Source organism: Alcanivorax jadensis T9 (assembly GCF_000756655.1).
GTDB classification, from domain to species: Bacteria; Pseudomonadota; Gammaproteobacteria; order Pseudomonadales; family Alcanivoracaceae; genus Alcanivorax; species Alcanivorax jadensis.
This window is the reverse complement of sequence record NZ_ARXU01000003.1, coordinates 277,683-298,535: the sequence shown is the minus strand read 5'-3', so window position 1 is coordinate 298,535 and position 20,853 is coordinate 277,683. Positions and strand designations below refer to the sequence as shown.

Here is a 20,853-nt window from a genome sequence, read left to right as displayed (position 1 = left end):
ATCAGGAGACACCATCATGGAACGTATTTTTACCTGCATCCGCTTGGGGGCGGTCGTGCTGGGTTCTGCACTACTCGCCGCCTGCGCCTCCAGTTATCAACAAGGTGGCACAAGCAGCCCCGCCGTGACCACCGTCAACGGCCCGGTTACATCGTCAACCGGTTCCGAGGCCTATCAAAAGCAGGTCTTTCAGGCCCGTGACAACAAAACCGCCGCCTGCCTGCAGACCGAAGTGTCATCTGGCAAGCTGATGTACCACTCCCTAGTGGTCCCTTCGGGAAGCTTTCAGGTCCAGGCCGAACACACTGTCGGTGCCTGGCGCTGTATTGATTATGGCAAAGGCGGTCAGCAGGTTTGGGCTACTCTCGACCCGAACTCGACGGGAGCCCAGGGCGTATCGACAAGCGATGAACCTCTCGGTGATGGTCTGCTCGGGATCCGAATCCACCAGACTGAAGACAAGCACTTTCTGAAAGTGGAAAGCCTGGTACCGTTGAGCGCAGCGGAAGAGAGCGGCCTGCTACAGAGCGGCGATTTAATCGTTGCCATCGGCGATGGCAAGAACGGAGAGATGACTCCCACTGCCGGCCAGACTCTGCACCAGTTGGTTGCGCAAATGCGTGGAGAGCCAGGCACCTTCGCACGACTAAGCATCATGTCTCCGGGCACTGCCGGCACCCGTGACGTAGTCTTGGAGCGCCGCGAGCAAACCAGCGAACAGCTGGCCGCCATCCAGCAACAGAAAATCGATGGCCTGGCGCTCAAGAACAACAGCGGCCAATTCCTCTCGCCATACACCAGCGACGGCGTCACCGCCGAATGGGTCAACAAGACCATCAACGTCTCCATGGGCAAGGCCACCGGCTCCGCAGTCGGTGGCGTTGCTGGCGCCTACGCGGCCAACAAGGTACTGGAAAATGTGCCCTTCGGCGGCATGTTGGGCGGATTCCTGGGCTCCAAGGCTGGCAAGGCCGTGGGCGGCAACACCGCCCTGGAAGCGTCCGGCGGCTGGGACTTCATCCGCAGCAGCTCAGACATTTCCTTCAACTCCATGAGTGACATGGCGCAATGGCTGGCCACCACCCACAGCACCAAGAGCAACTTTGTGGACGTAATCAAGGCCGCCGACAAGATCTATCCGGGCCTGCAAACCGCCGTGGCCAACTCGGCGCGCTGATTCAGGAACCCACTATGTCAATTCGATCCGTTTACCCTCTCACCCTGGTCATGACCAGCATCCTCCTGGTTAGCGGCTGCATGTCCTATCGTTATGTGCCGACAGAGGGAGAAGTGCTTCCCGAGACAGGCAGCGTCTCATTGCCCGTTGCTTTTCAAGCGGCCCCTGCAACAGTGACCAGCAAAACTCAAATGGTCAAAAGCCCGGAATGGACAAAAATAACCTCTGCTATCGAAAACTCCATGGAGTCGCAGATACAAGGGCTATCCGCTGACGAATCAACCAGTCAGTCTGCCAACTTGGCTGTCAGCATGGAAAACTCCACGATCAAAATGAACTGGGGCCATTTCCTCATGTATATCGGTTCCCTGTTCACTCTGCCCAGCAGCTCCGATATAGAGTTTGATAGCGAACTCTCAGTGGCAACCGGAGGCGAAACCCTTTTCACCTCCCAGGCCAATGGCAAGATTCGAAGCTATATATCGGTTTATTCTCCCTCTGCGCTTTTCGTTGGAAAAAAAGACCCGGCCATCGCCTCCGAGGACCTGTCCAACGATATGATGCGTCGCCACCTGCAAGCGCTGGAGAAATGGGTTACTGCTGAAAAGCATCAATACGATCAAGAGGTGGCCGGGAAAGACATCCTGGAACAGCGCCAATGGCTGATCGACAATCCTCGCAGCCTGTTTGCCGGTGACATTCTCGGCAATCTGGCCAGCCACACTCCCCGTGGCAACGCGCTAGACTGGCATCGGGAAAACGTCGCGCTCTTTCCAGGCTACGCAGCGATGCTCCCAGAGGAAGACGCCCTGTGGTTTATCGGGCCTGAAGATCTGCGAGTCATTGACCTGGTAGATGCCATCAAAAAAGGGACCAGCCAGACAGTGCTAGCTGCCAGAACAGAGACACAAGGCCCCTACAAAAGCTTCGATGATGAAGAAACCCGACGCTTGCGCAGGATGGGCCTGTCAAGCGATCTGATTGCCTCCATGATTCGTAGCACCTCACGGACACCACCGCCCGCCATGGCCGCTACCAGAAACAGCCAATCGGACAATGTCACTGCGGCTTTGCTGATACCGGATAACAGCGGTGAGTATATGAACCCGTGGACCAGTGACGGTGTTCTCGCGGAATGGGTCGACAACGCCATCAACGCGAATATGGGTAGTGCGATCGGTTCCACCGTGGGCGCTTATGCGGGGCAGAAAGCACTGGAAAATGTGCCTTTCATTGGCGGCATCCTCGGCTCAAAACTCGGCAAGGAAGTGGGGCGAACTACCGCCATCAACAGCTCCGGGGGCATGGATTACATCCGCACCACTTCAGACCTCTCATTCCGCAACCTGGATGACATGGCTCGTTATTTAAAAACACACTACGCCAATGAAAGCACTTACCAGGATGCTATCAAGGCAGCCGATGCCATCTATCCAGGGCTAATGAAATCGCTGGCTTCTGCACAATAACTCTCTTCGTTCGCTCTCCTTCGGATCAGGCTCACCCTGAGTCGAAAGAGAGCGAACCATTCCCAACACCGTAATCATTCCACGGTGTCTTGGCCTACCTAACCTTTTCCCCAAAATTTGATACAGTTCTCATAGAGGGAACAGGGGAATTCACATGGATGCCGAACGAAAACAATGGGATGCCCTGATAGGACGCATCTACGAAACAGCTCTCTCGCCGGGTGACTGGGGCGAGCTGCTGGAGCCCATGATCGACTGGTGCCAGCAGGAGAACCAGGACCTGGAATCCATGGAATCGCTACTGCAGCACCTGGATCGTGCCGTGCGCAGCAGCAACCACATGCATTCCCAGGAAGACCAGAACCATCTCCTCAACGACATGACCAACCGTCTACCCTGGCCCATGCTGATGCTGGATGACCAGCTACATGTGGTAAAACACAATTCGGCAGCAGATCGCATCATGGCCTCGGGCCCGCTACGCATGGCCGATGGCGGCGCGCTGATGCTCAGCGACCCCACTCTCAAACAGCAACTGCAACAGGTTGTTCGCCTACAACGGGGCCGCGACAGCCAGCTGTTGCACTCCGAGCAGGAGAAACTGGTGCTGCTGTGCATGCCGGTATTCCGCTCGGATGCGCCAGATGACGTGTCACGCATTACCACTGTGGTCTGGGTCTTTGCCGACCGCAGCGTCGCCGCGCCCTCGGTCCGGTCACTGGCGGACCTGTTCGGTATCTCACCGGCAGAAGCCCGTTTGCTGCATCTGCTTTGCAAGGTGGGAAACCTCAGTCAGAGCGCCGAACTACTCTCCGTCAGCGTGCATACCGCCCGCACCCAACTCAAATCAATCATGGGAAAAACAGGTATCAGCAGTCAGGTCGCCCTGGTCAGCCGGGCCATGAGCCATGCGTTGCTGGCGACCCCGACCCTCGCCACCCATGATGGTCGCGAAGAGCGCTTTATGGTGCTGCCCGACAATCGGGTACTGAGCTGGTTCGAGTATGGCTGCCCGGAAGGCAAGCCCCTGCTGGTAATGGAAAACCAGGCGGGCAACCTGCCCTGTCATGAACCTCATCATGAATGGTATGTCTCGCAGGGGTTGCGAGTGCTGGTGGTGGTACGCCCCGGCTTTGGCATCTCCACCCCCTGTCCGGACGGCAATTTCGTGGATTTCGCCGAGGACCTGCGCTACTTCTGCGAACGACTGAATCTGCAAAAACCCATTCTGGCCGGCTATTGTTTTGGCGGCCCCTACGCCCTGGCCGCCGCGGCCAGATATCCGTCACTGTTCGAGCGGGTCGGCGTCATTGGCAGCATCGTACCCTGGCAATACATGCAGGCGGGACAACTGGACCCAATGCATAACCGGCTGCTGAAAATGGTGGACCGGGACCCCCGTCTCTTTATTTCCCTGGGCAAGCTGGCCCTGCGCGGCGTGAACCGCTCACCGGAAAAATTCTTTTCCTTTTTCTCTCGGGTGCTGGATGACAAGGACGCCAGCCTGATCAACGACCCGGCCGTGCAGGCAATCACCCTGCCGCAATTACGGCAGCGCTGGTTTCAGGGGGCCAGAGTGATCATCGATGACTATCTGCGGGTACTGCGACCCTGGGGGTTCGAGCTGGCGGACATCACCATCCCCACCACGGTCTGGCATGGCGCCCTGGATCGCAGCGTGCAGCTGGAACCAGCCAGGCTGATGGCACAGGCGATCCCCGGCGCCGAGTTTTATGTGCTGGAAGATCAGGGCCGCTACCCGGTCATTGAGTGCTGGCAACAGTTTATCGAGGCCCTGGCGGGGTCGGTGTCCCAGACCATCACGCAGCGCGCCTGATCCGCTGCCCGCTTGGCCGTGATTTATTGCTGGCCTGCCTGCTCCTCCAGAATGGCGTTGCTCGCCACCTCCAGAAACAGGTCAAATTGGTAGGCAAAACGCCAGCGGTCCCGGTCCAGCGAATCCAGCAAGTACCAATCCAGCGCCTTTACCTCAGTCAGTGCCGAGGTCGGCACTGGCAACGAGTCTGGCGACGACGCATTCTCTGGATAACAACGGTAGAGATGAAAGCCGTTCTTCATCACCACCAGGCGCCGTCCCACCTTGACCGCGAGCCCAGTCTCCTCACTCGTCTCCCGATGCGCCGTACATTGGGCCAGCTCATCCGCTTCACGGGTACCGCCAGGCACCCCCAATTTGCCGCCCCAGCGATGGGTAATCAGAAGCACCTTGTCGTCATGCAGAATCAGACAACCCGCATTGGCGCGTCGATCGTCTTCCTGGCCGGGCACCCGGGGACAATCGGCAAGGGCCACGCCGGGCAGCAGCAAGCAAAGCAGATAGAGCATTCGCTTCATGTTTTTCCCCATGGGCCAGTTATGGGACTCAATAGTTAACAGTGAAGAGTGAAAAGCGGGCAACGCTTTTTACCCCCCCCCCCCAACGCAAGAGGCCGCGACCCATAATGTGGCGCGGCCTCAAAGGCTGGAGTAACCCATAAACTCAATCGCGAACTATTCACTGTTCATTGTTAACTGATAAGCGGCAACCGATGCTCCCGCGTCGCCGCGATCACCTCGTCCGGGACCAGGATTTCCGTGGCCAGGGGCAGGTGGTCAGACAGCAGGCAATCTGCCAGCACACGGGTGTGACGACATTGCAGCGCCGGGGAAAGGAGGATGTGGTCGATATGTCGATCCGGGGCCCAGCTCGGATAGGTGTTGAGGCTGTCTGCCTCCACGGTCCGCAGCCCCAGGCTTGCCAGCGGCGAGGCTTCCAGGTGCTCCAGGCGGCAATTGAAGTCACCCATCACCACCACATACTTATAGTCTTCAAGCAGCCTGGCCAGGTAGGCAAGCTGGGTATTGCGTACCTTCTCCCCCAGGGCGAGGTGGGCCACCACGACCACCAGAGGCTGTATCGGGTGACCATACTTGATCAGAATGGCACCGCGACCGGGCAGCCCGGGTAGCCGGTGATCCTTGACCTCAAAGGGCTGGTGACGGCTGAGAAAGCCATTACTGAACTGGCCCAGGCGGCCAAGATTACGGTTGAGTTGTTGGTGCCAGAAGGAAAAGTCGCCCAACGATGCCAGGTGCATCAGCTGATTCATGTTGCGTGAGCGCAGGCTGCCACCATCCACCTCCTGCAGACCCACCACATCGAAGTGGCTGAGCACCTCGGCAATCTGTTCAATGGTTTCTACGCTACGCGGGTGCGCGACCAGATGCTTCCAGCTACCGGTGATGTAATCGCCAAACTTCTGGCTACCGATACCGGCCTGGATATTGAAGCTGAGCAGCTTGATGCTCGTGTCAGGAAGGAGGATTTCACGAGTTTGACGGGTGCGTCGCACCCCTTGCCGAGCGAAGGAAAAGCCCGCAGGGCGGGCTTTCCAGTCTCGATAGGCGGTTCGTGCACGATCCAGCAGCATAGGGGTCTACATCAACCGCCAGTCTTTTCCTTGTTGGCCAGATACTCGATGACCTCGAACAGCTCGTCGGGGGTCTTCAGGTTCTCGCGCAACACCAGGTACTTTCCGTTCACGACAAAGTTGGGCACACCGGGAATCTTGTATTCCTTGGTCAGCGCCTCTGCCTGACGGACCTTGGTGGACACACCGAAGGAGCTATACAGGCGGTTGAACTTGTCCGGCTCCACGCCGTATTTGCGGAAGAAGTTGGCCAGTGCCGGCTCATTGAACAGCGGCTCGCGGTGCTTGTGAATGGCATCAAACAGGGGAGCATGGATTTCCTCTGTCAGACCCAGGGTTTCTTCCACATAGTAGGCGCGGGCCAGCGGCTCGGCGTTACGCAGGAACAGCACCGGCGTGCGTACGTAATCGATGAAGTCCGGCTTGGATTCCAGCCATGTATCTACCGCAGGTTCAAGAGAGTAACAATGGGGGCAGGCATAGGAGAAGAACTCCCGCACTTCCACCTTGCTGGGGTCACTCACATTGCCGGGCACATCAAGAATCTTGTAGTGGGTATCCACAGCAAAGCGGGCATGTTCTTCGGCCGCAACCGCAGCGGTTGCCAGGCCCAGACTCATCAGCAAAGCCGTCACAAAGCGAAGCATCGGTTCCTCTCCTTATTGTTGGTCTCCGCACGGTAGGACCGCCGGAATCATTATTTTCTCCCGCGGCCAGGCAAAAAAACCGTCAGCGCAGGGAGGGCCATTTATCTTTTCATGATAACAACGAAAAAGGCAGCCCGCAGGCTGCCTTTTCTACAAACCGTAACCAATCAGCTCTATTTGGATAAACCAGTAATATAGCTGGCTACCGCCTTGATCTGGGAGTCGCTCATCTTGGCAGCAACAGTCTGCATCATGCTGGCAGGATCATTGGTACGCTTGATCACGTTATCACCCAGGTCATTACGGCCAGCGGCACGGAAAGCCTTCAGCTGCTCTTCCACATACTGAGCGTTCTGGCCAGCCAGGTGCGGATATTTGGCGCCATCGACACCCTGACCCGCCGGGCCGTGGCAACCGGAGCAGGACGGCAGGCCGTTGGCCATATCACCGCCGCGGTACAGCTTGGCGCCTTGCTCGACCCAGTCTGGGTCAGCTTGACCGGCCTCGGCTTCCTGGGAAGCGTAATAGGCGCCCAGATCCGCCATATCCTGCTCGCTCAGGTTGGCAGCCTGACCAGCCATAATGGCATTGTCTCGTTCACCGGACTTGTAATCCTGAAGCTGCTTGACCAGGTAGGCTTCACCCTGACCCGCCAGCTTCGGGTAGTTACCAGCAATCGGCTTGCTACCGCCGGGGCCGTGGCAAGCGGCACAGGGAGCGGCTTTTGCTTCACCGGCTTCAGCATCACCTGCAGCCAGAGTCGGGTTGGCTACTACGGCAGCCGCCATCAGCACGAACAGTTTGAAAAACTTCATGGCCTATCCTTTCGTACAGCGTCTTATTTGCTTTTGGACATGTACTCAATCAGAGCACGGTATTCGTCGTCGCTACAATCGTTACACATGCCTTTAGGCGGCATGGCGTTGTACCCTTCCTTCACGTGCTTCACCAGGGTATCCATGCCTTTGCCCAACAGCGGCTTCCAGGCGGCTTCATCGTGAGCCTTGGGGGCACCGGCGGCGCCGGAAGTATGGCAGAAGGTGCAACTACTATTATAGCGCTCTTCCACGGTGGCGGCGCTGGCCGCTCCTGCCATCATGATCAATGCAATACCTGCTACCAAACCCTTCATATCCTACCTCTGCTATGCTGGCGTCAACCGCTGGCGAAGTGTGGATTTGCCTTTCCCGCCAAACCCTTGTAGAACGTCGACCGCCCTGGCAATCGCCAGGAGGGCCAGGCGCACGGGATTATATACCAGTCTGGCACGCGCCGTCATATTCCATGTGAAGGGTAAGGTTATGCCACAACATCCAGCAGAGATCCTGCTCCATCAGGCCAGTTTCCTGCAAAGTGCCCAGCGCCTGGACCAGTGCCCGCCTGACGAGGGCCGGGAGGTGGCCTTTGCCGGCCGCTCCAACGCCGGCAAGTCCAGCGCCATCAACCGTTTGACCGGCCAGAGATCCCTGGCAAGAACCTCCAAAACCCCCGGCCGCACCCAGCTGATCAACTTCTTTTCCCTGGACGACGAGCGCCGGCTGGTGGACCTGCCCGGCTACGGCTATGCCAAAGTCGCCAAAAGCAAACGCAACGAATGGCAGGAGCACCTGGACCACTATCTGGCTGAACGCCAGGTGCTGGTGGGGCTGGTATTGATGATGGACATCCGCCATCCGCTCAAGGATTTCGATCTGATGATGCTGGAATGGGCCGCCCAGGCGAACATGCCCATCCATATCCTGATGACCAAGGCCGACAAACTGAAGTTTGGCGCGGCCAAATCCACCCTGCTGAAGGTGCAAAGCCAGCTCAAGGGACACCCCGCACCCCTATCGCTGCAATTATTTTCCGCCACCAACGGTACCGGCTGCGATGACGCCTGGGAGAAACTGGGGGAATGGCTGGAGATAGCAGCACCTGATCGGAGCGAGTGACGAGTCGCGAGTTTCGAAACCTGCCTCTGTGGCAGCCGGCCTACTGACGCCCTGGGCCTCTGGAAAATGCCCAATGGCTTGCAGGCAAGCGGTGTTAACGAAGCATTGGGGATTCTGAAAGGTTTTCGCAACTCGGTACCCGTACCTCGCCACTTTCTTCCAGGCAAAAAAATCCCCGGCAGCAATTCTTGGGGGAAGGGAACGACTTGCTGCCGGGGAGGCTTGCCACCCCGGTCTCTTTGGGGGAAGAGGGCCGGGGTAAAACACGACGGACCGGTGAGGGTACTGGGGGATCGGGGGTTCCAGCCCGTCGCACTTATAGAGACTGCCGTTTTCTGGAAAAAGTTCCAGCCCTTCATCCCCTTTTTTTGCCCGACTGTCGATGTGCGTCACAAAACTGGCGCTAAAGGGCACTCCAGTCCCACCACGGTGCGCCACGAACACCCGGATGAACGCTGAAAAAATGTCCTATCTCACTGATCAAGAAGCAGTAATAACCACACGGGGAAATCTGGCACAACGATTGCTTGATACTGGATGAGAGCCAGCAAGCTGAGATAAAAACGCGAAGATTTTGCAGTTTGCTGAGGCCTGCCAGCACAAACGGCAGGCAAAAAAAATCCCTGGCAGCAATCTTGGGGGAAGGGAACGACTGTGCTGCCAGGGAGGCTTGCCGCCCCAACCTCTGGGGAGAGATTGGGGAGTCCAAAATGCTACGGATCAGCGAGGGTACTGGGGGATCGGGGGGTGCCAATCCGTAGCTATTCTTTAGGACCGCAGCGTTTTTCCGAAAGTTCCTGCCAGCCTCACCTTTTACATTTTTTACGATCGAGCGAGCTTCAAGCTTCAAGCTTCAAGCTTCAACGCGGTAAAAGCTGCAGCCAACCGACAACCCGCCCCTCCGCGATTCCAGAATACAAACCCGGCGCTAAATCGCGGGCACGGCCCTCCCGCCTCGTCCTGCCAGTTCCGCGTTGTAGCTTGTGGCTTGCCGCTTTTACTGCTTCCACGGCTCCCCGCGCGTGCCCTTCATCCGTTTCAGATCCCGGTGCATGGCCGCCTTGGCGAGCATGTGGGCAGACACTGGCGCGGTGATAAACAGGAACAGGGTGATCAGCACCTCATGGAGTTGCAGGCCGCGCTCCTGCCAGGAAAAAAACAGCAGTGACGCAATGATGGTGCCGCCCACTCCCAGGGTAGTGGCCTTGGTAGGACCGTGCAGGCGGGTGTAGAAATCCGGCAACCGCGCCAGACCGATGGACCCGATCAGCGCAAAAATGCCGCCCACCACCACAAAAATCGCCACCAGCCATTCAATCAAGACGTCCATAAAAGCTCCACTTGCCTGACACCAGGTGCCAGGCATTATTCAATGATGTCGCCGCGGGTAATGTACTTGGCCACCGCCACGGTGCTGACAAAGCCGATCAGGGCAATCAGCATGGCAGCCTCGAAATACAGCTTGCTGTCCACCTGGATGCCGTACACCACGATCAGGGCAATGCTGTTGATGTACATGGTATCCAGGGCCAGCACCCGGTCCGGCAGGGAGGGGCCGATCACCAGCCGATACAGGTTCAACACCCAGGCCACCGTCAGCAGGCCAAACGTCAACGAGATGGCACTTTCTAGCATTCGAAAATCTCCTTGATCGGCCCTTCGTAGCGCTGCTTGATTTCCGCCACCAGGGCCTGCGGATCTTCCACATGCAGGGCATGCACCAGCAGCCGGGTGCGATCCTCGCTGACATCGGCTGACACCGTCCCCGGGGTCAACGACACGGTGCTGGTGAGCACGGTAATAGCAAAGCTGTCGCGCAGGTCCAGCGGCACTTCTACAAACCCGGGCTGCAGATCCTTCACCGGTCCCAGCACCTTCAGGGCCACCGCCAGGTTGGCCAGCAGGATATCCTTGGCCACCCGCAGCACGAAACGCAGCAGGCCCATACGATCACGAACCAGCGGCACCTGTGGCCAGAAAGGCCGGGTCCCCAGCGGCAACACCACCGCCAGAATCAGCCCCAACAGGGCATGGCCCACACTGAAGCCATTGAGCAGCAGCCAGGTCAGCCACAGCACCAGTGTCAGACTGGGATAGGGAAGCAAGCGCTTCATGATGCACCTCCCAGTACTGCCCGGATATAAATCGTCTGGTCAGCCAATTGCTCGGCCACTCCACCGCATAACTGCAATAGCGGCTCCGCAGCTACGGTCAGCAGCGGGCTGGCCAGCAACAGGGCCAGCATGGGGATCACCCGACGGCGCCCCAGTTTCTTGCTGACCACGTCGCCGTGCACTCGCCAGAACAGGGTGGACCCAGCCCGGCTCAGGCCTACCAGGCCAGCCAGCCCCGCCAGCAGCAGCAATACCCAATACGGCGCGCTGGGCACCGCCTGCAACAAGGCCACCTTGCCGACAAAACCGGACAGCGGCGGCAGCCCCACCACCGCCACGGCAGCGGCAAAAAAGGCCGCGCCCAGCCAGTTGCCATGGGCCAGTGGCGGACCGGATTCCAGCCGGTCATCACTGTCACCCCGGGAGCGGCGCAGCAGATCACAGAGCAGGAACAGGGCCGCGCAGATCAGGGTGGAATGAATCAGGTAATAGAGCGCGGGGCCGACAACCTTCGGGTCCCCCAGACTCAGCGCCGCCACCAGGGTCCCCACCGACATGACTACCAGGTAGGCAACCAGCCCACCCAGCCGTTGCGCCGCCAGGGCACCGATAGCCGCCAGCGCCAGGGTGACCAGCGCCAGCCACCAGAGCAGGTCGGCCCCCAGCCCGGCCAGCGGCCCGTCACTGAAGGCCAGTGCCTGCATGCGCAGGATGGCGTAGATGCCCACCTTGGTCATGATGGCAAACAACGCCGCCACCGGCGCGGTGGCATTGGCATAGGCAGCCGGCAGCCAGAAATACAGCGGGAACAGTGCCGCCTTCAGCCCGAACACCACCCACAGCAACAACACCGCCACGGTCAGAAGGATCTGGTCACTACCCTCCAGCGCCTGGGCCTTGACCGCAAAGTCGGCCATGTTGAGAGTGCCGGTGGTACCGTAGATCAACCCCAGGGCAATCAGGAACAGGGCCGAACCCGCCAGGTTCAGCACCACATAATGCAGGCCCGCTTTCACCCGCTCCGTGCCACGGCCATGCAGTGCCAGCCCGTAGGAGGCGATCAGCAATACCTCGAAAAACACGAACAGGTTGAACAGGTCACCGGTGAGGAAAGCCCCGTTGATGCCCATCAACTGAAACTGAAACAGGGAATGGAAGTTGGGCCCGCGGCGATCATCACCGGCACAGCCATACAACAGCGCCGGCAACGCCAGCACGGCGGTCAGCAGCAACATCATGGCACTGAGCTGGTCCAGCACCAGCACGATGCCGAACGGCGCCTGCCAGTTACCCAGCTGGTACACCCCCACGTCACCCTGGGCCGCCTGCTGCCACAGCACCAGCGCCACCGGTATCAGCGCGACACAGGAGAGCAGACCGGTCACCCGCCGCAGCTGCTGCCGCTCGCGGACCTCCAGCAACAGCAGCAACCCGGCCAGTGCCGGAATCAGAATAGGCGCAATAATCCAGTGCGTCATGAACGTTGCTCCCCGTCCTGACCATCCACATGGTCACTGTGTTGCTCCCCCTGGCTGCGCAGGGCCAGCACCACCAGGAAGGCGGTCATGGCGAAACCGATCACGATGGCGGTGAGCACCAGCGCCTGGGTCAACGGGTCGGTGGGGTCGGCACTGGCGCCCACTACCGCCACCTGGTTGATCTTCAGGCCGCCCATGGAAAACAGGAACACATTCACGCCATAACCCAGCAGGGTCAGCCCCAGCACCACCGAAAAGGTGCGCGCACGCAGGCACAGGTATACGCCGGTGGCCACCAGCACGCCGATAATCAGCGCCACTAACAATTCCATCAGGTGGTCTCCTTCTTGTCATCCAGCATCGACAGCTTGCCCAGGTTGGCCAGTATCAGCAGGGTGGCGCCCACCACGGTGAGGAACACGCCGGTATCAAACAGCATGGCACTGGCCAGCTCAAAGTCGCCGATCAGTGGCAGGTGCACGTGGGTAAAGGTGCTGGTCAGGAAAGGCGCACCGAAGACCCAGCTGCCCACCCCGGTCAGTCCGGCCAGCAATACACCCAGGGCCACCAGAGGGTGGTAATCGCCGGGGATGCGTTTGTGCACCCAGGTAACCCCGGACGCCACGTACTGCAGCAGCAAGGCCACCGAGGTAATCAGCCCCGCCACAAAGCCGCCGCCGGGCAGGTTGTGGCCGCGCAGGAAAATATACACCGCGATCATCAGCGCCAGCGGCAACAGCGGCCGCGACAGGGTCACCAGCACCAGCGGGTGAGCGTCATGGGCCCAGGGTCGGCCGAAGGGATCGTACTTGGCCGACGCCAGTTTCAGATCACTGAGCAGGGCGTAGATGCCCAGAGCCGCAATACCCAGCACAGTAATCTCGCCAAAGGTATCAAAGCCGCGGAAATCCACCAGGATCACGTTCACCACATTGGTGCCGCCACCACCGGGCACACTGTTCTCCAGGAAGAATGGGCTGATGGTGGCGGTGTCGGTGGTCATCACCAGCAAGGCGACCACGGCCACGCCAGTGCCGATCAGCACCGCCAGCACCGCATCACGGCTCACCCGCAGGGGGTTGGAATCGGCCTTGGCCCGCGCCGGCAAAAAGTACATGGCCAGCATCAACAACAACACGCTGACCACTTCAACAGAAAGCTGGGTCAGGGCCAGATCCGGCGCTGAAAAGCGCACGAAGATCAGCGACACAATCAGCCCCACCACGCTCAGGCAGATAATCGCCATCATCCGCTGGCGATGCAGCACCGTGGTCAGCAAGGCCGCAGCAATCAGCATCAAGGCACAGAGGACCGACACCCCGTCCACCGGCAGCATGGCGCGCTCGCCGGTGAAGCTGGTCAGGTTGGGCAACTGCCATACCAGCACGGCCGCCACCAGCGCCAGCACCCAGGCCAGATACCCCTGCAGAGACCCGGTCTGCAATCGCCGGGTCACGCCAGCGGTCAGTCGCACCACGGCCTGAATACGGCCTTCGAACACCCGCTTGGCATCAATCTCCGGCAAGCGTGCATACCAGGTAAACAGTCGACGGCGGCAGGCATACACTGCGATACCCCCGACCAGGGCGATAACACTCATCAACAGCGGAATATTGAGCCCGTGCCACACCGCCAGGTGATACTCGGGCAGGGTACCGCCCAGGGTGGCAGTGGCCGCCACCGCCAGCAGTGCCGCCACGGTAATCGCCGGGAACACCCCTACCGCCACACACAGGGCCACCAGGATTTCCACCGGAATCTTCATGTAGCGGGGCGGTTCCTGGGGCGGAAACTTGGGCAGATTCACCGGCTCGCCATTGAAGAACACATCGTGGATAAAGCGCGCCGAGTAGGCCACCGAGAACACCCCGCCCAAGGTGGCGCCCAGCGGCAACAACCAGCTCATGGCACCCAGCTGGTCGGACTGCAGGGTTTCAGTAAAGAACATTTCCTTGGACAGGAAACCGTTCAGCAACGGCACCCCGGCCATGGCCGCCGACGCCACCATGGCCAGCACCGCCGTGTAGGGCATGTACTTCCACAGGCCGTTGATACGACGCATATCACGGGTGCCGGTTTGCTGATCGATGATCCCGGCGGCCATGAACAGACCCGCCTTGAAGGTGGCGTGGTTGATGATGTGGAACACCCCGGCCACCGCCGCCAGCGGCGAATTGAGGCCAAACAGCAGAGTAATCAAACCCAGGTGGCTGATGGTGGAAAACGCCAGCAAACCTTTCAGATCATGCTGAAACAAGGCCCAGACCGCCCCCCACAGCAGGGTGGCCATACCGGCGGTAGTGACCAGATAGAACCACAGGTCAGTGCCGGCCAGCACCGGATAGAAACGCGCCAACAGGAAGATGCCGGCCTTCACCATGGTGGCCGAATGCAGGTAGGCACTCACCGGGGTGGGCGCGGCCATGGCATGGGGCAGCCAGAAATGGAACGGGAACTGGGCACTCTTGGTGAACGCCCCCAGCAACACCAGGCAGAGGATCACCGGGTATAAGGCATGCTGCTGCACCAGGGCGCCGTTCTCCAGCACCGTGCTCAACGAAAAGCTGCCCACCACATGACCGATCAGCAGCACCCCGGCCAGCAGCGCCAGGCCGCCCATGCCGGTGACCGTCAGCGCCATCCGGGCGCCCTTGCGCGCGGCACTGTCGTATTGCTTGTAGCTGATCAGCAAAAACGAGCTGAGACTGGTCAGCTCCCAGAAAAACACCAGAAACAGCAGGTTATCGCTGGTCACCACCCCCAGCATGCTGAACATGAACAGCAGCAGCAGAGTGTAGAAGCGGCCGCCGTCATCCTTGGCCGGCAGGTAATAGTGGGCATACACCACCACCAGCAAACCGATACCCAGAATCAACACGCAGAACAGCAACGCCAGGCCATCCAGACGCAGGGCCAGATTCAATCCCAGCGACGGCAGCCAGGCCATGGACCACTGCTGCATCCCCCCTTCCCAGATCGGCAAGGACGCCTGGGCCAACAGGCCCAGGGCGGCCACCACCGGCAGGGCCACCAGCAAGGCGCACCAACGGCGCCCCAGATGGCGGGTAAACATGGGTAGTAGCGCCGCCAAAAGAGGCAGCAGAACAATCGCAGGCAACATCATGTGCTCTCTTGAATAACAATCCTTGTGCTACCAGCAGGCAGCAAAGCCCGGCAAGTATGCCATGCCCCCTTTCCCTTGCAAGAATCCCACCGTGGCGCTTCGGTAACAGCGAACAAACAAGACAACGAGAAACCGACGACCATCCGGGTCAGCAATGAGCCGGGGATGGCATTTATCTGCCCATGCAAAAATATATGCATATTTTTTTACACTAATCAGCGCTCTTAAATAAGTAGTAACAAGCCGCTTTTTTCGCTTCAAAACGGAACTTTACCTTGCCTGAGTTTTCACATCATGCGTAGGATAATTCCAAGTTAATCATCGCTTTACGGCGGTGCCATCTTCCGCGAAAGCGGGCCACTGAGAACGGAGCGCCATGCTGACAGGTATCTTGTCCGGATTTCTGCTCGCACCCCTGGCCCCCGCCCTGCATCGGCTTTTCCCCCGTTACAGTGGCTGGCTTCTCGCCCTGCTCCCCGCCGGGCTGACGCTGTATTTTCTCCAGCAATGGCTACCCGTCACCCAGCAAGGCCCCCTGCTTAGCCACATCGACTGGGTCCCTGCGCTGGCCATGCCGCTGAGCTTCATGCTCGACGGCCTGTCACTGTTGTTTGCCCTGATGATCTGCGCCATCGGCGCGCTGATCTTCATCTATGCCGGTCGCTACCTGGAAGACCACCGGGACCTGCCCCGGTTGTATGTGCTGCTGCTATGCTTCATGGCCTCCATGCTCGGCGTGGTGCTCAGCGACAACCTGATCGTGCTGTTCGTGTTCTGGGAACTCACCAGCATCACCTCCTATCTGCTGATCGGCTTCAACCACGAAGACGCCAACGCCCGGGCCAAGGCACTGCAAGGCCTAATCGTCACCGTGGGCGGCGGGCTGGCCTTGATGACCGGCTTTATTTTGCTGGGGCAGATCGGCGGCAGCTATGAGTTGTCAGTACTGATTACACGGGGCGACACCATCACCGCCCACCCGCTCTACGGGCTGACACTGGTATTGATCGTCCTCGGCGCCTTCACCAAGAGCGCCCAGTTCCCGTTCCACTTCTGGCTGCCCAATGCCATGGCCGCGCCCACCCCGGTCAGTGCCTACCTGCATTCGGCCACCATGGTGAAAGCCGGCATCTACTTGCTGGCACGGCTGCACCCGGCCATGGGCGGCACCGAGCTCTGGCTGCTTCTGCTGGGCGGCGCGGGCGCGATCACCATGGTGCTGGGGGTGTTCCTGTCCCTGCGCGCCACCGGTATCAAGCGCATGCTGGCCTATTCCACCGTGATGGCCCTGGGCACTCTTACCATGCTGATCGGCCTGGGCACCCGCACCGCCCTGCTCGCCGCCATGAGCTACCTGCTGGCCCACTCGCTCTACAAAGGCGCCCTGTTCATGGTGGCCGGCATCATTGATCACCAGACCGGTCGCAAGGATTTTCTCGACACCGGCGGCTGGGCTCGCTACCTGCCCGTGACCAGCGCCTGCGCCGGCCTGGCCGCCATGTCCCTGGCCGGGGTGATGCCCCTGTTCGGCTTTATCGCCAAGGAACAATTACTGGAAGCCGGCCTGAACCACGGCCATGCCCTGGCGCCCCTGTTCAGCGCCGCCATCGTGGTCGCCGCCACACTGGGGGTGGCCGTGGCTGCGGTGATCGGTATTCGGCCCTGGTTCGGCAAGCCCGCCGCGCTCACCCACACCCCTAGCGAAGCGCCCCCGGCCATGCTGCTGGGCCCGGCCCTGCTGGCCGGCCTGGGGCTGCTGCTGGGGCTAATTCCCGGGCTGATTGACCGCAGCCTGCTCAGTGCCGCCGCCAGCGCCAGTCTGGGTGAGAGAGTGACGCAACCGCTGGCGCTGTGGCACGGCATCAACACCGCCCTGCTGATCAGCCTCGGCGCGGTGCTGGTGGGGCTGGTACTGTTTCGCTACTGGCAGGGCTTCCGTCACGCCACTCGCTGGACCGACACCCTGGCCCGATTCGGCCCAGAGCAGGCCTATCACCGCCTGATGGATGGCCTGGTCGCCCTGTCCAATAGCCAGACCCGTCTGCTGCAAAGCGGCTACCTGCGCTATTACCTGATCAGCACTCTGCTGACCCTGGTGGCGCTGGTCATCGCTGCCCTTTGGCTGAACCCGGATGCGCTCAAATTGCGCCCGGACTTCACCGACATCCAGCTCCATGAAGCGGTGATCGCCGCCGTGCTGGTCATCGCCACCCTGGCGGCGGTGACGCTGCAATCTCGACTGGGGGCGGTGGCCAGCCTGGGCGCGGTAGGCTTTTCCATTGCCCTGCTCTATGTGCTGTTCAGCGCCCCGGACCTGAGTATCACCCAGGTACTGGTGGAAACCCTCACCGTGATCATGCTGGTCCTGGTGCTGTTCCGCCTGCCCGGCTTCCTGCGCCTCACCCGCACCCGCACCCGGCTGGCGGACGCCCTGGTGGGCATCACCGTGGGCGGCATGATCACGGTGCTGTTGCTGAGCGTGCTGGGCAGTCGCTACCACGGCAGCATTGCCCACTACTTCATCACCGAGAGCGTGCCCGCCGGTTACGGCCGCAATATCGTCAACGTGATTCTGGTGGACTTCCGCGCCCTGGACACCCTGGGCGAACTCTTCGTGCTGGCGCTGGCCGCCACCGGGGTGTACGCCATGCTCAAGCTGCGCAGCAAGGGCGACACCACGGAACCGGAGGAAACCCATGACTAGAGAGCGCCGCATTCCGCCACCGGACCGCAACGCCCTGCGCACCCAGTCGCTGATCCTGCGCACCACCGGCTTTTTCCTGCTGCCGCTGCTGCTGCTGTTTGCCCTGTTCCTGCTGCTGCGCGGCCACAACGCGCCGGGCGGCGGCTTTATCGCCGGGCTGGTGGCGTCAGCGGCGATCGCCGTGCACCTGTTTGCCATGAGCGAAGCCGGTGCCCGGCGGGTACTGCGCGTGGACCCCCGTGACCTGTTCGCCTGGGGGCTGATTCTGGCACTGGTGGCCGGTGTGCTTGGCCTGTTCAGCGGCCAGCCATTCCTCACCGCCCACTGGCTCACCGTGAGCCTGCCGGTGTTCGGCGAGCTGAAACTGGGCTCGCCGCTACTGTTCGATCTGGGGGTGTTTCTGGTGGTGGTCGGCACCGCCAGCACCATCATCATCAACCTGGCGGAGCAAGACACATGACCAGCCTGATGGCTCTGGTGGTGGGCGTACTCTACGCCGCCGCCATCTACATGATGCTGCGCCGCTCCATCGTCAAACTGGTGATCGGGCTGGTGCTGCTGTCCAACGCCGCCAACCTGCTGATCTTCACCGCCGCCGGCCTGCGCCGGGATGCCCCACCGCTGGTGCCGGACGACGCCCAGGTACCGGCAGGCCTGGTGGCCGATCCGCTGGCCCAGGCACTGATTCTCACCGCCATTGTGATTGGCTTCGGGGTACTGGCCTTTGCGGTGGTACTGATACGCCGCGCCTACGAAGTGGTGGAAGCGGATGACATGCACCAGATGCGGGATACCGACACATGAACCTGCTTGTCATCTTGCCCATCCTGATTCCGCTGACGGCAGGCGCCCTCTCCCTGCTGGGCCGACATTCCCAGCGGGTACAGGCCGCATTGGCCGTGATCGGCAGCGTCGCCTTGGTGGCCAGTGCCGTGGCACTGTTGCTCGCCACCTGGGAGCACGGCCATATCGTCACCGAACTGGGCCGCTGGCCGGCCCCCTTCGGCATCGTGCTGGTCAGCGACCTGCTCGCCGCCATCATGATATTGCTCAGCGCCGTCACCGGTGCCGCCACCGCGTTTTATTCCCTGGGCAGCATCAGCATTGCCCATCGCAAGGGCGGCTATTTCCCGCTCATGCACCTGCTGCTGGCCGGGGTCAACGGCGCCTTTCTTACCGGCGACATCTTCAACCTGTACGTGTGGTTCGAGGTGATGCTGGTGGCGTCCTTCTCCCTGCTGATCCTGGGCGGCGAGCGCGCGCAGATGGAAGGGGCCGTCAAGTACGTGACCCTCAATCTGGTGTCCTCCGCCCTGTTCCTGTCCGCCATAGGGCTGCTCTATGGTTTGGTGGGCACGCTCAACATGGCCGACATTGCCGTGAAGCTGGGCGAAGTGGATTCCGGCATGACCACGGTGATCGCCATGCTGTTCATGGTGGCCTTTGGCATCAAGGCGGCGGCGTTTCCGTTCTTCTTCTGGCTGCCGGCGTCCTACCACACCCCGCAGGTAGCGGTGTCCGCCCTGTTTGCCGGGCTGCTTACCAAGGTGGGGGTGTATGCCCTGTTCCGGGTGTTCACCCTGATCTTCGACATGGACGACCCGCTGATCCACCAGGTGCTGCTGTGGGGTGCCGGGCTGACCATGATCACCGGGGTACTGGGCGCCGCCGCCCAGTTCGAATTCCGCCGCATCCTGTCGTTCCATATTGTCAGCCAGATCGGCTACATGATGATGGGCCTGGCGCTGGCCTCGGTGAGCGTGCTGGCCCTGGCTGGCGGCATCTTCTACATCATTCACCACATCATCGTGAAGGCGAACCTGTTCTTTGTCAGTGGCCTGGTCTACCGTCTGCGCGGTAGCTATGAGCTCAAGCAACTGGGCGGCCTGTACCGGGACAAACCCTGGCTGGCGCTGCTGTTTTTGATCCCGGCCCTGTCCCTGGCGGGCATGCCGCCACTGTCCGGCTTCTTCGGCAAGTTCATCGTCATCCGCGGTGGCGTGGAGGCCGGCGCCTGGGCTCTGGTCGCCGCCGCCCTGGTGGTGGGCCTGCTGACGCTCTACTCCATGACCAAGATCTGGGCGGAGGTATTCTGGAAGGCGGCACCGGAACACACCGCTTCCGCCCCCAGCGGCAGCAACACGCTGCTCTATGCCACCGTCACTGGCCTGGCGCTGATCACCGTGGCCATCGGGCTGGGCGCCCAACCGGTACTGGTGCTGGCCCAGGCCGCCGCCGAACAGCTGCTGGACCCCACCCGCTACATCACCGCCGTGCTCGGGGAGGCGCCATGAGCCCGTTGAGCTGGAACCTGATCCTGGCCCTGATCTGGGCCGCCGTCACCAGCAACTTCAGCGGGGCCAACCTGCTGGTGGGCTTTGTGCTGGGCTATCTGATCCTCGGTTTTGCCCTGCGCGACGTGCCAGACTTCGCCCGCTATCGCAAAAAAGTGCCCGGGCTGTTCCTGCTGCTGGGCCACTTCCTGCGCGACCTGGTGGTATCCAATTTACGGGTGGCCTACGACGTGCTCACCCCCACCCATTACATGCGCCCGGCGGTGGTGGCCGTGCCCCTGCGGGCAAAAACCGATGGCGCCATCACCATCCTCGCCAACATGATTTCCCTGACCCCGGGCACCCTGAGTCTGGACGTGTCCAGCGACCGCAGCGTGCTCTACCTGCACGTGATGTACCTGGATAATGAAGACGACCTGCGCGAACAGATTCGCAAACTGGAAGACCGGGTGCTGGCGTTACTGGAATAGGAACCGCGCCA

Annotated in this window: 20 protein-coding genes; 9 read left to right on the top strand and 11 right to left on the bottom strand. The window is 60.7% G+C overall.

Annotated elements, in window-relative coordinates:
* The first annotated feature begins 16 nt into the window (after positions 1-16).
* The 3 genes from T9A_RS06025 to T9A_RS06015 all read left to right on the top strand — a co-directional run bounded on the left by T9A_RS06025 (position 17) and on the right by T9A_RS06015 (position 4,483).
* The gene (locus T9A_RS06025) at positions 17-1,177 is read left to right on the top strand and encodes a S41 family peptidase (protein WP_035246001.1); all 1,161 of its coding nucleotides are present in this window, start codon (positions 17-19) and stop codon (positions 1,175-1,177) included.
* A 14-nt stretch (positions 1,178-1,191) separates the two neighbouring features.
* Positions 1,192-2,646: a hypothetical protein gene (locus tag T9A_RS06020; protein WP_156964844.1), complete on the top strand. Its 1,455-nt coding sequence runs from the start codon at positions 1,192-1,194 to the stop codon at positions 2,644-2,646.
* Between the two features lie 154 nt (positions 2,647-2,800).
* Complete coding sequence (locus T9A_RS06015; RefSeq protein ID WP_052042542.1) at positions 2,801-4,483, top strand: bifunctional helix-turn-helix transcriptional regulator/alpha/beta hydrolase; 1,683 nt, start codon at positions 2,801-2,803, stop codon at positions 4,481-4,483.
* Between the two features lie 23 nt (positions 4,484-4,506).
* On the opposite strand, the gene T9A_RS16580 is transcribed toward T9A_RS06015, so the two are convergent.
* From T9A_RS16580 to T9A_RS05990, 5 genes are all read right to left on the bottom strand, one after another.
* Positions 4,507-5,001, bottom strand: coding sequence for an NUDIX domain-containing protein (locus T9A_RS16580; RefSeq protein ID WP_198030625.1), 495 nt, complete (start codon positions 4,999-5,001; stop codon positions 4,507-4,509).
* 173 nt (positions 5,002-5,174) lie between these two features.
* The gene (locus T9A_RS06005) at positions 5,175-6,077 is read right to left on the bottom strand and encodes an endonuclease/exonuclease/phosphatase family protein (RefSeq protein ID WP_035245998.1); all 903 of its coding nucleotides are present in this window, start codon (positions 6,075-6,077) and stop codon (positions 5,175-5,177) included.
* A gap of 11 nt (positions 6,078-6,088) precedes the next feature.
* On the bottom strand, positions 6,089-6,724 hold the full coding sequence (locus tag T9A_RS06000) for a thiol:disulfide interchange protein DsbA/DsbL (RefSeq protein WP_035245997.1): 636 nt from the start codon (positions 6,722-6,724) through the stop codon (positions 6,089-6,091).
* Between the two features lie 173 nt (positions 6,725-6,897).
* Positions 6,898-7,539: a c-type cytochrome gene (locus tag T9A_RS05995; RefSeq protein ID WP_035245995.1), complete on the bottom strand. Its 642-nt coding sequence runs from the start codon at positions 7,537-7,539 to the stop codon at positions 6,898-6,900.
* Positions 7,540-7,562: 23 nt separating this feature from the next.
* On the bottom strand, positions 7,563-7,856 hold the full coding sequence (locus T9A_RS05990; RefSeq protein WP_035245993.1) for a c-type cytochrome: 294 nt from the start codon (positions 7,854-7,856) through the stop codon (positions 7,563-7,565).
* Positions 7,857-8,025: 169 nt separating this feature from the next.
* Here T9A_RS05990 and yihA point away from each other — a divergent pair, with 169 nt between their 5' ends.
* Positions 8,026-8,658 carry a ribosome biogenesis GTP-binding protein YihA/YsxC gene (yihA, locus tag T9A_RS05985; RefSeq protein ID WP_035245992.1) on the top strand — a complete coding sequence of 211 codons (633 nt, stop codon included), beginning with the start codon at positions 8,026-8,028 and terminating at the stop codon, positions 8,656-8,658.
* Between the two features lie 997 nt (positions 8,659-9,655).
* On the opposite strand, the gene T9A_RS05980 is transcribed toward yihA, so the two are convergent.
* From T9A_RS05980 to T9A_RS05955, 6 genes are read right to left on the bottom strand one after another with little or no spacing between them, the layout of a single operon-like run.
* The gene (locus T9A_RS05980) at positions 9,656-9,988 is read right to left on the bottom strand and encodes a Na+/H+ antiporter subunit G (protein ID WP_035245991.1); all 333 of its coding nucleotides are present in this window, start codon (positions 9,986-9,988) and stop codon (positions 9,656-9,658) included.
* Between the two features lie 35 nt (positions 9,989-10,023).
* Entirely contained in the window at positions 10,024-10,293 is a 270-nt protein-coding gene (locus T9A_RS05975) for a K+/H+ antiporter subunit F (protein WP_035245990.1), read from the bottom strand.
* On the bottom strand, positions 10,287-10,772 hold the full coding sequence (locus T9A_RS05970) for a Na+/H+ antiporter subunit E (protein WP_035245989.1): 486 nt from the start codon (positions 10,770-10,772) through the stop codon (positions 10,287-10,289). The genes T9A_RS05975 and T9A_RS05970 overlap by 7 nt, the downstream gene beginning before the upstream one ends.
* Complete coding sequence (locus T9A_RS05965) at positions 10,769-12,250, bottom strand: monovalent cation/H+ antiporter subunit D (protein WP_035245988.1); 1,482 nt, start codon at positions 12,248-12,250, stop codon at positions 10,769-10,771. Before T9A_RS05965 ends, T9A_RS05970 begins: the two co-directional genes overlap by 4 nt.
* Complete coding sequence (locus T9A_RS05960) at positions 12,247-12,582, bottom strand: Na+/H+ antiporter subunit C (RefSeq protein WP_035245987.1); 336 nt, start codon at positions 12,580-12,582, stop codon at positions 12,247-12,249. Before T9A_RS05960 ends, T9A_RS05965 begins: the two co-directional genes overlap by 4 nt.
* On the bottom strand, positions 12,582-15,374 hold the full coding sequence (locus T9A_RS05955) for a monovalent cation/H+ antiporter subunit A (RefSeq protein WP_035245986.1): 2,793 nt from the start codon (positions 15,372-15,374) through the stop codon (positions 12,582-12,584). The genes T9A_RS05960 and T9A_RS05955 overlap by 1 nt, the downstream gene beginning before the upstream one ends.
* Before the next feature lie 376 nt (positions 15,375-15,750).
* On the opposite strand from T9A_RS05955, the gene T9A_RS05950 reads away from it, so the two are divergent.
* Genes T9A_RS05950 through T9A_RS05930 form a run of 5 tightly spaced genes read left to right on the top strand, consistent with a single transcriptional unit; the run spans position 15,751 to position 20,842 of the window.
* Complete coding sequence (locus T9A_RS05950) at positions 15,751-18,078, top strand: putative monovalent cation/H+ antiporter subunit A (RefSeq protein WP_035245984.1); 2,328 nt, start codon at positions 15,751-15,753, stop codon at positions 18,076-18,078.
* Positions 18,071-18,538: a Na+/H+ antiporter subunit B gene (locus T9A_RS05945; RefSeq protein WP_052042539.1), complete on the top strand. Its 468-nt coding sequence runs from the start codon at positions 18,071-18,073 to the stop codon at positions 18,536-18,538. The genes T9A_RS05950 and T9A_RS05945 overlap by 8 nt, the downstream gene beginning before the upstream one ends.
* A complete protein-coding gene (locus T9A_RS05940) occupies positions 18,535-18,882 on the top strand; it encodes a Na+/H+ antiporter subunit C (RefSeq protein WP_035245983.1) in 348 nt (115 codons plus the stop codon). The genes T9A_RS05945 and T9A_RS05940 overlap by 4 nt, the downstream gene beginning before the upstream one ends.
* Complete coding sequence (locus T9A_RS05935) at positions 18,879-20,372, top strand: Na+/H+ antiporter subunit D (protein ID WP_035245981.1); 1,494 nt, start codon at positions 18,879-18,881, stop codon at positions 20,370-20,372. The genes T9A_RS05940 and T9A_RS05935 overlap by 4 nt, the downstream gene beginning before the upstream one ends.
* The gene (locus T9A_RS05930; RefSeq protein WP_035245979.1) at positions 20,369-20,842 is read left to right on the top strand and encodes a Na+/H+ antiporter subunit E; all 474 of its coding nucleotides are present in this window, start codon (positions 20,369-20,371) and stop codon (positions 20,840-20,842) included. The genes T9A_RS05935 and T9A_RS05930 overlap by 4 nt, the downstream gene beginning before the upstream one ends.
* Positions 20,843-20,853: the final 11 nt, after the last annotated feature.

What these genes read in the sequence shown, in the direction of transcription:
- T9A_RS06025 (WP_035246001.1), top strand. Translation starts at nt 17, where the DNA reads ATGGAACGTATTTTTACCTGCATCCGCTTGGGGGCGGTCGTGCTGGGT.
- T9A_RS06020 (WP_156964844.1), top strand. Translation starts at nt 1,192, where the DNA reads ATGTCAATTCGATCCGTTTACCCTCTCACCCTGGTCATGACCAGCATC.
- T9A_RS06015 (WP_052042542.1), top strand. Translation starts at nt 2,801, where the DNA reads ATGGATGCCGAACGAAAACAATGGGATGCCCTGATAGGACGCATCTAC.
- T9A_RS16580 (WP_198030625.1), bottom strand. Translation starts at nt 5,001, where the DNA reads ATGAAGCGAATGCTCTATCTGCTTTGCTTGCTGCTGCCCGGCGTGGCC.
- T9A_RS06005 (WP_035245998.1), bottom strand. Translation starts at nt 6,077, where the DNA reads ATGCTGCTGGATCGTGCACGAACCGCCTATCGAGACTGGAAAGCCCGC.
- T9A_RS06000 (WP_035245997.1), bottom strand. Translation starts at nt 6,724, where the DNA reads ATGCTTCGCTTTGTGACGGCTTTGCTGATGAGTCTGGGCCTGGCAACC.
- T9A_RS05995 (WP_035245995.1), bottom strand. Translation starts at nt 7,539, where the DNA reads ATGAAGTTTTTCAAACTGTTCGTGCTGATGGCGGCTGCCGTAGTAGCC.
- T9A_RS05990 (WP_035245993.1), bottom strand. Translation starts at nt 7,856, where the DNA reads ATGAAGGGTTTGGTAGCAGGTATTGCATTGATCATGATGGCAGGAGCG.
- yihA (WP_035245992.1), top strand. Translation starts at nt 8,026, where the DNA reads ATGCCACAACATCCAGCAGAGATCCTGCTCCATCAGGCCAGTTTCCTG.
- T9A_RS05980 (WP_035245991.1), bottom strand. Translation starts at nt 9,988, where the DNA reads ATGGACGTCTTGATTGAATGGCTGGTGGCGATTTTTGTGGTGGTGGGC.
- T9A_RS05975 (WP_035245990.1), bottom strand. Translation starts at nt 10,293, where the DNA reads ATGCTAGAAAGTGCCATCTCGTTGACGTTTGGCCTGCTGACGGTGGCC.
- T9A_RS05970 (WP_035245989.1), bottom strand. Translation starts at nt 10,772, where the DNA reads ATGAAGCGCTTGCTTCCCTATCCCAGTCTGACACTGGTGCTGTGGCTG.
- T9A_RS05965 (WP_035245988.1), bottom strand. Translation starts at nt 12,250, where the DNA reads ATGACGCACTGGATTATTGCGCCTATTCTGATTCCGGCACTGGCCGGG.
- T9A_RS05960 (WP_035245987.1), bottom strand. Translation starts at nt 12,582, where the DNA reads ATGGAATTGTTAGTGGCGCTGATTATCGGCGTGCTGGTGGCCACCGGC.
- T9A_RS05955 (WP_035245986.1), bottom strand. Translation starts at nt 15,374, where the DNA reads ATGATGTTGCCTGCGATTGTTCTGCTGCCTCTTTTGGCGGCGCTACTA.
- T9A_RS05950 (WP_035245984.1), top strand. Translation starts at nt 15,751, where the DNA reads ATGCTGACAGGTATCTTGTCCGGATTTCTGCTCGCACCCCTGGCCCCC.
- T9A_RS05945 (WP_052042539.1), top strand. Translation starts at nt 18,071, where the DNA reads ATGACTAGAGAGCGCCGCATTCCGCCACCGGACCGCAACGCCCTGCGC.
- T9A_RS05940 (WP_035245983.1), top strand. Translation starts at nt 18,535, where the DNA reads ATGACCAGCCTGATGGCTCTGGTGGTGGGCGTACTCTACGCCGCCGCC.
- T9A_RS05935 (WP_035245981.1), top strand. Translation starts at nt 18,879, where the DNA reads ATGAACCTGCTTGTCATCTTGCCCATCCTGATTCCGCTGACGGCAGGC.
- T9A_RS05930 (WP_035245979.1), top strand. Translation starts at nt 20,369, where the DNA reads ATGAGCCCGTTGAGCTGGAACCTGATCCTGGCCCTGATCTGGGCCGCC.